The organism is Lentzea sp. (assembly GCF_035525475.1).
In the GTDB taxonomy this organism is placed as follows: Bacteria; Actinomycetota; Actinomycetes; order Mycobacteriales; family Pseudonocardiaceae; genus Lentzea.
In genome coordinates this window covers 26,752-39,466 of sequence record NZ_DATLEC010000219.1, presented here as the reverse complement: position 1 = coordinate 39,466, position 12,715 = coordinate 26,752, and the positions used below count along the sequence as shown (strand labels likewise).

The window sequence follows — 12,715 nt, the reverse complement described above, 5'->3', positions numbered from 1 at the left end:
GGTGAAGGTCGAGTTCAACAAGAGCGGCAACGCCACCGTCGTGAACCAGTCGATCCCGCCGCGGTCGCGGGTGAAGCGCGGGACCGAGATCACGATCTTCGGTCTCTAGCGGTGAGCGAGACGAAGGGCCCCGCGTTCACGACGCGGGGCCCTTCGTTCTTCCAGCTGGTCCTCGGGAACGGCTACGAGCGCAGCATTTCGGCGACGAGGAACGCGAGCTCGAGCGACTGCTGCGTGTTCAGGCGCGGGTCGCACGCCGTCTCGTAGCGGCCGGCCAGGTCGTCGTCGGAGATCTCCTGGGCGCCGCCGAGGCACTCGGTGACGTCCTCACCCGTGAGCTCGATGTGGATGCCGCCGGGGTGCGTGCCGAGACGGCGGTGCACCTCGAAGAAGCCCTGGACCTCGTCGACGATCCGGTCGAAGTGCCGGGTCTTGTAGCCGGTGCTCGACTCGTGCGTGTTGCCGTGCATCGGGTCGCACTGCCAGATGACCTTGTGGCCGCTGGCCTCGACCTTCTCCACGATGGCGGGCAGCACGTCGCGCACCTTCTGGTTGCCCATGCGCGAGATGAGCGTCAGGCGGCCCGGCTCGTTGCGGGGGTCGAGGCGCTCGACGTACTCGACGGCCAGCTCCGGGGACGTCGTCGGGCCGATCTTGAGACCGATCGGGTTCGACAGCATCTCCGCGAACGCGATGTGCGCGCCGTCGAGCTGACGGGTGCGCTCGCCGATCCACACGAAGTGCGACGACAGGTCGTACAGCCGCGGCTCGTCACCCGTGGTGTCGAGGCGCAGCAGCGCGCGCTCGTAGTCCAGCAGCAGCGCCTCGTGCGAGGCGAAGATCTCCGTGCCGTGCAGCGACTGGTCGGTCACGCCGCACGCCGACATGAACTTCAGGCCGCGGTCGATCTCGCCGGCCAGTGCCTCGTAGCGCTCGCCGGCGGGCGAGGTGCGCACGAAGTCGCGGTTCCAGTCGTGCACGCGGTGCAGGTCGGCCAGACCGGCGCCGGTGAGCGCGCGCAGCAGGTTCATGGCCGCGCCGGCGTTCGCGTAGGCGCGGATCATGCGACCGGGGTCGGCGACGCGCGCTTCGGGCGTCGCGACCAGGGAGTTGATGATGTCGCCGCGGTAGGACGGCAGACCGAGCGCGTCGATGCCCGACGAACGCGGCTTCGCGTACTGGCCGGCGATGCGGCCGACCTTCACCACCGGAAGACTCGCGCCGTAGGTCAGCACCACGGCCATCTGCAGCAGGGTCCGGATGTTCGCGCGGATGTGCGGCTCGGTGTTGTCGGCGAACGTCTCCGCGCAGTCACCGCCCTGCAGGAGAAATGCCTCACCGTTCGCGACCTGCGCCAGTTGCGTGTGCAGCCGGTCGATCTCGGCGGGCACGGTGATCGGCGGCACGCTTTCGAGCACGGTCCGCACGCGACGCACCTGTTCGGCGTCGGGCCACTCCGGCTGCTGGGCGGCCGGGCGCGACAGGGCGTCGTCCAGGCGCTTGCGCATCTCGGGAGGCAGCGGCGGAAGCTCGGGAAGCGTGTCGATGGGCACGTCCACGGTCCAGTTCACGCTGCTCAGCTTAGTTGTTCCACACTGAGAGACCCGGCCGGGCCTGTCAGCCGTCCAGCACCTGTTCCCGGTGAGGTCTGTTACTTGTCAACAGCCGCCCACTGCCCTGCCGAGACGCCGCACTGCATGATGTGGGCCATGAACGCCACCCGATTGGATGATGGCACCGCGACCCGGCTGCTGGCCATCGCGATCGAGAACATCCAACGCGATCACCCGGTGCACTGGACCCACGTGATCGACGGCGATCATCGCCTCGTTCCGCAACGGGTGCTGCACCCCGTGTTCGCCGGGTCGTTCGACTGGCACTCCTGCGTGCACCAGACGTGGCTCGCCGTGCGGCTGCTGCGGCTCCGGCCCTCCCTGGAGGGAGCCGACGCGGCCCGCGACGCCCTGGAGAAGCTGATCACGCCCGAGAACTGCGCCGTCGAGGCCGAGTTCTTCGCCTCGCCGGCGGGACGGTACTGGGAGCGGCCCTACGGCTGGGCGTGGCTGCTGCTGCTCGACGCGGAGCTGCGCGGCTCCGGCCTGCCGTGGTCGGTGGAGCCGATCGCGGACGTGCTGCGCAACCGGTGGCTGGAGTGGGTCTCGGCGGCGCGGCTGCCGATCAGGACCGGCACGCACGGCAACACCGCGTTCGCGACGGGCCTGGTGCACGACGCGGCCGTGGCGACCGGCGACACCGAGATCGTGTCGGCGTGCACCGACGCGGCGCTGCGGTGGCACGGCGACGAGGCCGGGTACGGCGGGTTCGAACCGGACGCCGCCGACTTCCTGTCCCCCGCGCTCACGACGGCCGACCTGATGCGCCGCGCCCTGGGGCCCGCCGAGTTCGCCGACTGGTTCGACGCGTACCTGCCGGAGCTCGAGTCGGAACGGTGGCGCGTGCTGCGCGAGCCCTTCCCGGTCGACGACCCCGGCGACCCGTACGGCTCGCACCTGGCGGGGCTCGCGTTGTCGCGCGCCTGGAACTGGGAGGCGATCGCGGACTCGCTGCCCGAGGGGCACCGGTACGTGCCGCTGGCGCGGACGGCTTCCGCGGCGCACCGCGAGGCCGGGTGGACCTACGTGTTCGGCGGGCACGGCTACATGGCCGACCACTGGCTCGGCACGTTCGGCGCATACCTCGACCTGAAAGCCTTCTGACCTGCACCGACACCTTTGCAACAGACGTTTGCGGTCGACCGCAAACGTCTGTTGCAAAGGTCGTGACATGTCGGCGCACCACAAGAGCGGGCGCTGATATATCGGATATCAGGCGCCGGCGGTCAGGTTCGCACGGCGGATCAGGGTGAGCGCGATGCCCGTCGCCGCCGCGTGCACCGACGCCGCGTGCGTGCGGGGGTCGAAGCGGGTGGTCGGGCCCGCGACGCTGACCGCGGCCACGACGGCGCCGTCGTGGTCCAGCACCGGCGACGCCACGCAGGCGAGGCCGATCCGGGACTCCTCGAACTCGTAGGCCACGCCCGTCTGCCGGATCGTGGCCAGCTGGCGGCGGAGCATGCCGGGTGTCACGACGGTGCGCGGTGTGCGGCGGGTCAGCGGCGAGGCGAGCACCTCGGTGCGCACCGAGGACGCGGCGTGGGCCAGCAGGGCCTTGCCGATCGCCGTGGCGTGCAGGGGCATGCGGCCGCCCAGGCGTGACGGGGACGACGCCTGGCGGTGACCGCCGATCTTGGCGGCGTAGACGACCTCGTGGCCCTCCAGGAGTCCGAGGTGGACCGTCTCGTGGGTGCGCTCGTAGAGGTCCTCCAGGTAGGGCGTGGACACCTCGACCAGGCGGCGTTCGACCGAGGCGCGCATGCCCAGCTGGAACAGGTGGCCGCCCAGGCGGTAGCCGCGCGTGCCGCGGTCGAGCAGGCGGACGTCCAGCAGGTCGCCCAGCAGGCGGTGCAGCGTGGCCTTGGACAGGCCGGTGCGACGGCCCAGCTCCGCGAAGCCCAGCTCGTCGTCGTCGGCGCCGAAGGCGTGCAGCACCAGCATCACCTTGCCCAGCAGGGTGTTCGGCACCTCGGTCATCACCCGATGGTGCCACGAGTTCCGCTGACCGGAACTGCGAAGTGCCCAGCGGACCGGCGGCGCGGCCACGATGTGCGGCATGGACGAAGTCGAACTGGCAGCGGAGCGCCTGGCCACGGCGGCACGCGACAAGGTCACCTGTGCGCCCGTGCGGGATCTCGTCGGCGAGGACGAGGCCTACGCGGTCCAGAGTCACAACATCGGCGTGCGGGTCGCCGGCGGGGCCCGCGTCGTCGGGCGCAAGATCGGTCTCACCTCGCCCGCGGTGCGCCGTCAGCTCGGCGTGGACCAGCCGGACTTCGGGGTGCTGCTCGACGACATGGCGTTCGAGGACGGGGCCGTCCTGCCGACGCACCGGCTGCTGCAGCCGCGCGTGGAGGCGGAGGTGGCGTTCGTGCTGAGCGCGGACCTCACGACCGGGCCGTTCGACGAACAGGCGGTCGGCCGGGCGGTCGCGTACGCGCAGGCGTCGCTGGAGATCGTCGACAGCCGCGTCGCGAACTGGGACATCACCTTCACCGACACGGTCGCGGACAACGCCTCGGCGGGGTTGTTCGTGCTCGGCGCCGAGAAGACCGAGCTCGCGGACGTCGTGACGCGGGACGTGTCGATGACGCTCAGCCTCAACGGCGAGGAGCGCTCGACGGGCACCGGCGCCGACTGCATGGGCGATCCGCTCACCGCCCTCGCGTGGCTCGCGACGACGGCCGTCGAGCTCGGCGATCCGTTGAAGGCGGGCGACGTCGTGCTCAGCGGCGCGCTGGGTCCGGTCGTGCCGGTCCGGGAAGGCGACGCGGTCGAGGCCACCATCACCGGCCTGGGCACGGTCCGCGCGGTGTTCGGGACGGAGGCGTCGTGAAGGTAGCGGTCATCGGGTCGGGCAACATCGGCACCGATCTCGTCATCAAGGTGCTCAAGCGGTCCACGACGCTGGAGATGGCGGCGCTGGTGGGGATCGACCCCGCGTCGGACGGTCTCGCCAAGGCCGCGGAGCTCGGGGTTCCGACCACGGCGCGAGGGGTCGAGGGCCTCGTCGGGATGCCCGGCTTCGAGGAAGTCGAGATCGTCTTCGACGCCACGTCCGCGAGCGCGCACGTCACGAACGCCGAAGTCCTCGCCAAGTACGGAAAACGGGTCATCGACCTCACTCCGGCGGCGATCGGGCCGATGGTGGTGCCGACGGTGAACCTGCACGAGCACCTCGGCGCGCGGAACGTCAACATGGTCACGTGCGGCGGTCAGGCCACGATCCCGATCGTGGCCGCGATGGGCAGGGTCACGCCCGTGCCGTACGCGGAGATCGTCGCCTCGATCGCGTCGAGGTCGGCGGGTCCCGGCACCCGCGCGAACATCGACGAGTTCACCGAGACGACCGCGCACGCCATCGCACAGGTCGGCGGCGCGAAGCGGGGCAAGGCCGTCATCGTGCTCAACCCCGCCGACCCGCCGGTCACCATGCGCGACACCGTGCTCGCACTGGTCAACGCGCCGGATCCCGAGACGCACCAACGACTCCGCGCGTCCGTGGAGGGGATGGTCGCCGAGGTCGCCGGTTACGTCCCCGGCTACCGCCTGAAGCAGCAGGTGCAGATCGACCCGGTCGCACGACCGGACACCCTCACGACGGACCCCGTCACGCACCAGGTCACGGTGCTCCTCGAGGTCGAGGGCGCGGCCGACTACCTGCCGGCGTTCGCGGGCAACTTGGACATCATGACCAGCGCGGCGCTCAGGGTCGCGGAGACCATGGCGGAAGCGGCGGTGCGCGCGTGAAGATCTACCTCCAGGACGTGACCCTCAGGGACGGCATGCACGCCCTCGGGCACCGCATCACGCCGCGGAAGGTCGCCGAGATCGCCAGGGCACTCGACGCGGCGGGCGTCGACGCCGTCGAGGTCGCGCACGGCGACGGGCTCAGCGGCGGTTCGCTCGTCTACGGGCCCGGCAGCCACACCGACTGGGACTGGATCGCCGCGGCCGCGGAAGCGCTGACGAACGCCAGGCTCACCACTCTCCTGCTCCCCGGCATCGGCACCCTCCACGACCTCAGGCGCGCGCACGACCTCGGCGTCACGTCGGTCCGCGTCGCCACGCACTGCACCGAGGCCGACATCGCCGCCCAGCACATCGCCGGCGCGCGCGACCTGGGCATGGACGTGTGCGGGTTCCTGATGATGAGCCACCTCGCCGAGCCGCAGGAGCTTGCCCGCCAAGCGAAGCTGATGGAGTCCTACGGCGCGCACTGCGTCTACGTCACGGATTCGGGCGGCCGTCTGCTGCCCCGCGACGTCCGCGATCGTATTCGTGCCTACCAGGACGTCCTCGACGACGAAACGGAAATCGGCATCCACGCCCACGAGAACCTCTCGCTGTCCGTGGCGAACTCGATCACCGCCGTCGAGGAGGGCGCGACACGGGTCGACGCGTCGCTCGCCGGACTCGGTGCGGGCGCGGGCAACTGCCCGATCGAACCGTTCGTCGCCGTCGCGAACCTTCAGGGCCGGCAGCACGATGCCGACCTGTTCGCGCTCCAGGACGCCGCCGACGATCTCGTCCGCCCGCTCATGGAACGCCCGGTGCGCGTCGACCGGGAAAGCCTCACTCTCGGCTACGCGGGCGTCTACGGCTCGTTCCTGCGCCACGCCGAGACCGCCTCCGAACGCACCGGCGCCGACGTGCGGACGCTCCTGCTGGAGGCCGGACGCCGGCGCCTGGTGGGCGGTCAGGAGGACATGCTCACCGACATCGCCCTGGACCTCACGCGGTGACCGGAACGGGAAACGTGGTCCCGATGCCCATGCCGGTGATCCACTCGGGCACCGGCTCGTAGCTCGTCCACACCAGCGGCAGGCCGACGGCGACCTGCCCGATGAGCCAGCAGCGGATCTCGTGCCCGCCGCTGCCGGCGTGGTCCTCCAGCGCCTCGTGCCCGATGCCCGCGACCTCGCCCGCCGACCCCTCCGCCAGCCGGTCGAGGAACCACTGGTCCCACACCGCGTTCACCTTCGCGTCCGGGTTGCCGCCCATCGCACGCACCCGCGGCTCGCGCGCGGCGGCGAACTCCTTGGCGTAGGACCGTCCCCGGATCAACGACTCGCGCCGCTCCCCCACCACCGAGGGGTCGCGCGGGTCGTTGGACGGCAACCAGTGCGACAGCCCGCCGCTCGCCACGACCAGGACCCGGCCGGGGAACGCCGACGACCGCAACGCGGCTCCGAGCGCACGCCCCAGTTCCACACAACGGTCGAGCGACGGCAACGGCGGCGCGGCGGTGTTGACCACCAACGGCACCAACGGGAGCGTGGTGCCGCCGGTGATCATCTCGTAGCTCTGCACGATGCCGTGGTCGACGGTGAGCGAGTACGACAGCGACACGTCGAAACCGGCGTCGGCCAGCCCGCCGTGAGCCGACCACGCCAGCGTCCGCTCGACCGGCAACGGCCCCGAGCTGCTGCCGAAGTCCCCGAACCCCACCGCCTCCTCGACGCCGAGCACGAACGGCGGCATCACGTCGTAGAAGTTGGCGTGGAAGTGGTCCGGCCCGATGACGACGATCGCGTCCGGCGCCAGCCTGTCCACGGCCAGCCGCACGCGGTCCGCGTCGCGCAGGAACACCGAGCCAGGACCGTTCCCGTCGGGCGGCAGCAAAGTCGCGAACGGGCTGTGCGACATGCCGGCGAAACCGATGATCTCGGCCATCAGGACGGGTCCTTTCCGTGCAGCAGCCACGTGCGGTGCGCGTCGAGGAACTCGGAGACCTTCTCCCACTGCGGCCAGTGACCGGCGTCGTCGATGACGTGCAGCCGCGCGTCCGGCAACCAGTTCAGCAACATGTCGGCCTCGTCCAGGCCACCCGTCGGGTCGTGACTGGTCCACAGCAACAACGTCGGCGCCGAGACCTTCCCGACCCAAGCCGGGTCCCACGCGAAGTCCTTGCGCACCACGGGGTCCTGCAGCACCAGCGTGTTGGTGATCGCCCGCACGAACCCCGGCCGCGAGTACACCTGACGGCGCAGGTTCACCAGCTCGTCGGTGACCATCTCCTTGTGGTGGAACAGGAACTCCACCCGCCGCCGCACGGTCTCCTCGCTCGGGTCGAGCACGGCGGCCATCGTGCTGTCCCGCATGCGTCGCATGACCTCGGGCTTGTTCGCGATGTTGCCCGGCGTGTTCAGCACCAGCCGGTCGACGCGGGACGGGAAGTGCGCGGCCACCCACGCGGCCACCCAGCCGCCCAGCGACTCACCGGACAGGTGGGCGCGCTCGACGCCCAGCGCGTCCAGCAGTCCCACGAGGTGCTCGGACAGCACGTCGATCGTGTACGGCAGGTCGGGCAGGCCGGACCAGCCGTGGCCGATCATGTCGTAGGCGGTGACGTGGAAGTCCTCCGCCAGGCCCGCGATGTCGCGGGAGTAGGCCTCCAGGTGGCCACCGGTGCCGTGCAGCAGCACGAGCTCCGGTCCGGCGCCCGCCTGCAGGACCCTGGTGCGCACGCTGTGGCCTCGCACGGGGACGTCGACGTGCCGCACGACGTGGTCCACATGCGACAGTTCGCCCCAGATGCTGACGTGGTCGGGAATCACTGGTTCTCCCCTGGTGTGTCGAAACGGGCGCGGGCCTCGTCGAAGGTCGCGAGTCCCGCGCTCTGCCTGCGGGCGAGCCCGAACAGCGCGAGCAGCCGCGAGTTCTCGATCGTCAGGAACTCGACCGGGTGCTCCGCGGAGTCGTTGTAGTGGCGGTGCCAGGTCCACGGCGGCGTGTAGACGAACGAGCCGGTGGTCCAGCCGACCGTCTCGAGCTCCTCGGGGTCGGAGTGCTGGATCTCGCTGTGCCCGTCGCCGGAGATCACGAAGTGCACGGTCTCGTGGTAGTGCCGCTGCATGTCGGAGCTCTCGCCCGGCGGGATCACCTGCCGGAACAGCTCGAACGTCGACGTGGGCAGCTTTCCCGCGATCCGCAGCGTCGTCGGGTTCGGCACCGCGCCGGGCGGGATCGTCTCCAGCTCGTCGTCGTGCACGACCAGCGGACGCCCTCCGTCGGGTCGCACCGCGTGCGTGAGCGCCCCGAGGAAGTCGGTCATGGCGAAGTCGGGTCCTGAGGTGGCCAACGCGATTTCCCTTTCACCCAGCGAATTCGGTGCGGCCGCCGTCGACGGTCAGCACGGTGCCGTTGACGTACGAGGCCTGGGGCGACACCAGGAACGCGACAGCGGCGGCGATCTCGGCCGGATCCGCCGCGCGCGACGCCGGGATGTCGGCGAGGTCGTCGGCGGCGGCGGTGTCGAGGTCGACGCCCGCCGCCTCCGCCCTGCGGCGCAGCACTTGCAGCCGCCGCGGCGTCAGGGTCGCGCCGGGAGCGACGCAGTTGACCGTGACGCCGTCCGCCGCGTACTGCCGGGACGCGAGCTTGGCCGCCGACGTCACGGCCGCGCGCAGCACCGTGGAGGACGCGAGACCGGGCTGCGGCTGGCGCACCGCGGTGGACGTGATCACCACGGCCCGGCCGAACCCGCGCGCCGCCATCGCCGGCAACGCCTCGCGCAGCAACGCGAGCGGCCCGAGCAGCAGCAGGTCGAGGTCGCGGTGCCACTGCGCGTCCGTCACCGCGAAGATCTCGCCCGGCGACGGCCCGCCCGCGTTCACGACGAGCACGTCGAGCGACCCGTGCCGGTCGACGACCTCGTCCACGACCGCGGTGGCCTCACCGGGGTCGGCGAGGTCGCAGACGACGTGGTCCGCGGCGTCGCCGAGCGCCGCGGCCGTGTCCTTCAACGTCGACCCGGTGCGGCCCGCCAGTACGACGCGGTGCCCGCTCGCGACGAGCGCCGCGGCCGTCGCCGCACCGATTCCGCCTGCGCCGCCCCCGACGAGCGCGACCCGCGTGGTGTTTGCGTCCATGAGCTCCTACAGTCGCCGTGTGGAAGGGACAGGCCAAGGATGAGTCCCAGTGACCGGGACTCGCGGGCGGGCGAGCCGAGCGGTTCACTCGAACGCGCGGCGGCGATCCTGGACGCGTTCGACGCCGGGCACCGCGAGCTGGGCCTCGCGGAGCTGGTCCGCAGGTCCGGTCTGCCGCGCTCGACGGTGCACCGCACGGCGGCGCGCATGATCGACCTCGGCTGGCTCGACAAGCCCGGCGACCGCTACCGGATCAGCACCGGCCTGTTCAAGCTGTCCGGCCTGGTCCCGGTGCGCCACGAGCTGCGCGAGGCCGTGCTGCCGTTCCTGCAGGACCTCTACGCCGCCGCCCGCGTCACGGTCCAGCTCGGCGTGCTCGACGGCACCCGCGTGCTGGTCGTCGAGAAGATCACCGGGCACCGGCCGATGCCGATGCTGTCGCAGGTCGGCGGCGTGATCCCGGCGCACTGCTCGGGTCTGGGCCGCGCGATCCTCGCCTACTCCGACGCGGCCGCGGTGGACGCCGTGATCGCGGCCGGGATGGAACGCCGCACCCCGCGCACCATCACGAGCCCCACGGCGTTGCGGCGCGAGCTCGCCGCGATCCCGGACCGCGGCTGGGCCTACGACAAGGAGGAGGGCAACGTCGGCATCAGCTGCATCGCGGCCCCGATCTTCACCGCGACCGGCGAGCCCGCCGCCGCGTTGTCGGTGACCGGCCCGAGCGCGGCCGTGCGTCCCGAACGGATCGGTCCCGCCGTGCGGATGGCGGCGGCCGCGGCGAGCCGCGCCTACTCGACGCGCCGCTGGGAGTCCCACTAGCCGGGACTCCCGGTTGGTCGCGACCGCGCAGCCGCTCCACAGTGTGGGCCGTCACATCCTCACCGAGGAGGACCCAGGATGCGAGTCGCGATCATCGGCGCCGGAGTCGCCGGCCTCACCACCGCGAAGGTGCTGCTGCAGGCAGGGCACGAGGTCGAGGTGTTCGACAGGACGCCGGACGTCGGCGGTGTGTGGAGCCGCACGAGGCGCTACCCCGGCCTCACCACGCAGAGCCCGAAGGCCCAGTACTCGTTCTCGGACTTCCCGATGCCGAAGGTCCTGCCGGAGTGGCCGACCGGTGAGCAGGTGCAGGCCTACCTGCAGGCGTACGCGTGGCACTTCGGTGTCGACGCGTGCCTGCGCCTGGAGACGACGGTGACGTCCGTCGTGCCCGTGGACGGCGGGTGGGACCTGACCACCCACACCGGCACGACCTACCGCTACGACCGCGTCGTCGTGGCCAACGGGGTCTTCTGCGAGCCCGCCGTGCCGGCGTTCCCCGGCCGTGACGAGTTCGAGGCGGCCGGCGGGCGGGTGCTCGCGGGCACCGAGTTCCTCGACGCCGAGGAAGCGCGCGACAAGCACGTCCTCGTCGTCGGCTACGGCAAGTCGGCGTGCGACGTGACGGTGCCGATCAGCCGGGTCGCCGCCAGCACCGACGTCATCGCGCGGCAGCTGCTGTGGAAGGTCCCACGCAAGATCGCCGGTGTCGTCAACTTCAAGATGCTGCTGCTGACCCGCATGGGCGAGGCGCTCTTCCGGTACCGGTTCGTGCGCGGGTTCGAGAAGTTCCTGCACGGCCCCGCGAACGGGATGCGGCGCTCGATGCTCAACTCGCTCGGATCGGTGTCGGTGAGGCAGTACGGCCTCGCGAAGCACGACCTCGTGCCGTCCGGGCGGATGGAGGACATCGTCAGGGGTGCGATCGGCCTTGTCACCGAAGGGTTCTTCGAAGGCGTGGCGGACGGCTCGATCCGCGTGCGCCGAGACATGACCATCGAACGGCTGAAGTCCGGCGGCGCCGTGCTGTCCGACGGCACGGTGCTGTCCGCGGATCTCGTCGTGTGCGCCACCGGTTTCACCCAGGGCGTGCCGTTCCTGCCCGACTCCGTGCAGGAGCGGCTCTTCGACGAACGCGGCAACTTCGCGCTGTACCGGCAGATCCAGCCTGTCGGCGTGCCCGGCCTGTACTTCAACGGCTACAACTCGTCGTTCTTCAGCCCGCTCAACGCCGAGATGGCGGCGTTGTGGATCGCGGCCGACCTCGCGGGAGCGCTCTCGCTGCCGGACGACCAGGCCCGGCGCGAGGACGTGACGGCGCAGCTCGCGTTCATGGACGAGGCGACGGACACGCACCACTGCCGCGGCACGAAGATCATCCCGTTCTCGATGCACAACGCCGACGAGGTGCTCGCCGACCTCGGCCTGCAGATCGGCCGTGCGACCCGTGCGACGCACTGGCTCAACCCCGTCGCCCCCTCGGCGTACCGCAAGGTGACGCCCCAGCTGCTCGCCCGGCTCGAGGCCCACGAGGCCGGTGCGCGGGTGGACGTTCCGTCGAAATGAGGAAACCATGGCAGTAGAACAGAAGCACCACGTCTACCGCACCGGCGAGGGCACGAACGTCGGCGCGATCGGCCTGGGCATCTACACGCGGCTGACCGGCGCGGACACCAAGGGCGCCTACTCGTTGTTCGAGTACGTCGTGCCGCCGAACCTCGGCGGGCCGCCCACTCACATCCACTCGCGCGAGGACGAGCTGTTCACGTGCGTGCAGGGACGGGTCGTGGTCGAGCTCGACGGCGAGGAACACGTGCTGGGGCCAGGCGACTCGCTGCTGATGCCCCGTGGAGTGCCGCACATGTTCCACAACCCGTACGACGAGGAGACCCGCGTGGTCGCCGTCGTGTCGCCGCCGGGGCTGGAGAACTACTACCAGGCGCTGTCCGAGCTGCCGCCGGGCCCGCGCGACATGAGGCTGGTCGCCGAGATCATGGTGCGGCACGGTCTTTCGCTGCAGAAGAAGCCATGAGCACGCCCGTCTCGGACCGTACTGGGATGGTGCGGCAGATGTGCGCCGCGGTCGACGCCGGTGACGCGGAGGCGTTCGGCGCCTGGTTCGCCGACGACGCCATTTACGTGTTCGGCAACGACGAGCCGCTGATCGGCCGTGCCGCTGTCGTCGAGGCGACGGCGGGTGCGGCTGGTGCGTTGCCGTGGGTGCGGCATGTGGTCGACCAGGTCGCAGAAGTGGGCGACCAGCTGTTCTGCCGCTTCACCATCGAAACCGAGGCACCGGACGGGAAGCAGCTCGCGTTGCCGTGCGTCACGGTGATCTGGATGTCCGGCGAGCAGATCGTCGGCTACCGCGTGCACATGGACATCTCGCCCGCTCTGTGACAGGGG

At 71.0% G+C, this 12,715-nt stretch carries 15 protein-coding genes; 9 read left to right on the top strand and 6 right to left on the bottom strand.

All coding sequences use genetic code 11. The features are described from left to right. Window position 1 precedes the first annotated feature (1 nt). On the top strand, window positions 2–109 hold the full coding sequence (locus VM306_RS41480) for a hypothetical protein (RefSeq protein ID WP_414672482.1): 108 nt from the start codon (window positions 2–4) through the stop codon (window positions 107–109). Between the two features lie 73 nt (window positions 110–182). Here the strand turns inward: VM306_RS41480 and VM306_RS33565 are convergent, their stop codons facing one another. Beyond that, window positions 183–1,571: a class II 3-deoxy-7-phosphoheptulonate synthase gene (locus VM306_RS33565; RefSeq protein WP_325522074.1), complete on the bottom strand. Its 1,389-nt coding sequence runs from the start codon at window positions 1,569–1,571 to the stop codon at window positions 183–185. A gap of 138 nt (window positions 1,572–1,709) precedes the next feature. Here VM306_RS33565 and VM306_RS33560 point away from each other — a divergent pair, with 138 nt between their 5' ends. Next, entirely contained in the window at window positions 1,710–2,717 is a 1,008-nt protein-coding gene (locus VM306_RS33560; RefSeq protein WP_325522072.1) for a DUF2891 domain-containing protein, read from the top strand. Between the two features lie 108 nt (window positions 2,718–2,825). Here the strand turns inward: VM306_RS33560 and VM306_RS33555 are convergent, their stop codons facing one another. Further along, complete coding sequence (locus VM306_RS33555; RefSeq protein ID WP_325522070.1) at window positions 2,826–3,590, bottom strand: IclR family transcriptional regulator; 765 nt, start codon at window positions 3,588–3,590, stop codon at window positions 2,826–2,828. Window positions 3,591–3,669: 79 nt separating this feature from the next. On the opposite strand from VM306_RS33555, the gene VM306_RS33550 reads away from it, so the two are divergent. The 3 genes from VM306_RS33550 to dmpG are packed head-to-tail and all read left to right on the top strand — an operon-like array spanning window position 3,670 to window position 6,358. Further along, a complete protein-coding gene (locus VM306_RS33550; protein ID WP_325522068.1) occupies window positions 3,670–4,449 on the top strand; it encodes a 2-keto-4-pentenoate hydratase in 780 nt (259 codons plus the stop codon). Next, complete coding sequence (locus VM306_RS33545; protein WP_325522066.1) at window positions 4,446–5,363, top strand: acetaldehyde dehydrogenase (acetylating); 918 nt, start codon at window positions 4,446–4,448, stop codon at window positions 5,361–5,363. Before VM306_RS33550 ends, VM306_RS33545 begins: the two co-directional genes overlap by 4 nt. Then, window positions 5,360–6,358, top strand: a complete 999-nt coding sequence (gene dmpG / locus VM306_RS33540; protein WP_325522064.1) for a 4-hydroxy-2-oxovalerate aldolase — start codon at window positions 5,360–5,362, stop codon at window positions 6,356–6,358. The genes VM306_RS33545 and dmpG overlap by 4 nt, the downstream gene beginning before the upstream one ends. Here dmpG and VM306_RS33535 read toward each other — a convergent pair. The 4 genes from VM306_RS33535 to VM306_RS33520 are packed head-to-tail and all read right to left on the bottom strand — an operon-like array spanning window position 6,348 to window position 9,487. Beyond that, window positions 6,348–7,289: a 2,3-dihydroxyphenylpropionate 1,2-dioxygenase gene (locus tag VM306_RS33535; RefSeq protein WP_325522062.1), complete on the bottom strand. Its 942-nt coding sequence runs from the start codon at window positions 7,287–7,289 to the stop codon at window positions 6,348–6,350. The two genes, dmpG and VM306_RS33535, sit on opposite strands and share 11 nt — an antisense overlap. Then, window positions 7,289–8,173 carry an alpha/beta fold hydrolase gene (locus VM306_RS33530; RefSeq protein WP_325522059.1) on the bottom strand — a complete coding sequence of 295 codons (885 nt, stop codon included), beginning with the start codon at window positions 8,171–8,173 and terminating at the stop codon, window positions 7,289–7,291. Before VM306_RS33530 ends, VM306_RS33535 begins: the two co-directional genes overlap by 1 nt. Next, window positions 8,170–8,697: a cupin domain-containing protein gene (locus VM306_RS33525; RefSeq protein WP_325522057.1), complete on the bottom strand. Its 528-nt coding sequence runs from the start codon at window positions 8,695–8,697 to the stop codon at window positions 8,170–8,172. The genes VM306_RS33530 and VM306_RS33525 overlap by 4 nt, the downstream gene beginning before the upstream one ends. 13 nt (window positions 8,698–8,710) lie before the next feature. Further along, entirely contained in the window at window positions 8,711–9,487 is a 777-nt protein-coding gene (locus tag VM306_RS33520) for an SDR family oxidoreductase (RefSeq protein WP_325522055.1), read from the bottom strand. Between the two features lie 39 nt (window positions 9,488–9,526). On the opposite strand from VM306_RS33520, the gene VM306_RS33515 reads away from it, so the two are divergent. The 4 genes from VM306_RS33515 to VM306_RS33500 all read left to right on the top strand — a co-directional run bounded on the left by VM306_RS33515 (window position 9,527) and on the right by VM306_RS33500 (window position 12,709). After that, the gene (locus tag VM306_RS33515) at window positions 9,527–10,309 is read left to right on the top strand and encodes an IclR family transcriptional regulator (RefSeq protein WP_325522053.1); all 783 of its coding nucleotides are present in this window, start codon (window positions 9,527–9,529) and stop codon (window positions 10,307–10,309) included. 78 nt (window positions 10,310–10,387) lie between these two features. After that, window positions 10,388–11,875, top strand: a complete 1,488-nt coding sequence (locus tag VM306_RS33510) for an NAD(P)/FAD-dependent oxidoreductase (RefSeq protein ID WP_325522051.1) — start codon at window positions 10,388–10,390, stop codon at window positions 11,873–11,875. Between the two features lie 7 nt (window positions 11,876–11,882). Continuing rightward, window positions 11,883–12,341 (top strand): cupin domain-containing protein, encoded by a 459-nt coding sequence (locus VM306_RS33505; protein WP_325522049.1) that lies wholly within the window; start codon window positions 11,883–11,885, stop codon window positions 12,339–12,341. Then, complete coding sequence (locus VM306_RS33500) at window positions 12,338–12,709, top strand: nuclear transport factor 2 family protein (protein ID WP_325522047.1); 372 nt, start codon at window positions 12,338–12,340, stop codon at window positions 12,707–12,709. Before VM306_RS33505 ends, VM306_RS33500 begins: the two co-directional genes overlap by 4 nt. Window positions 12,710–12,715: the final 6 nt, after the last annotated feature.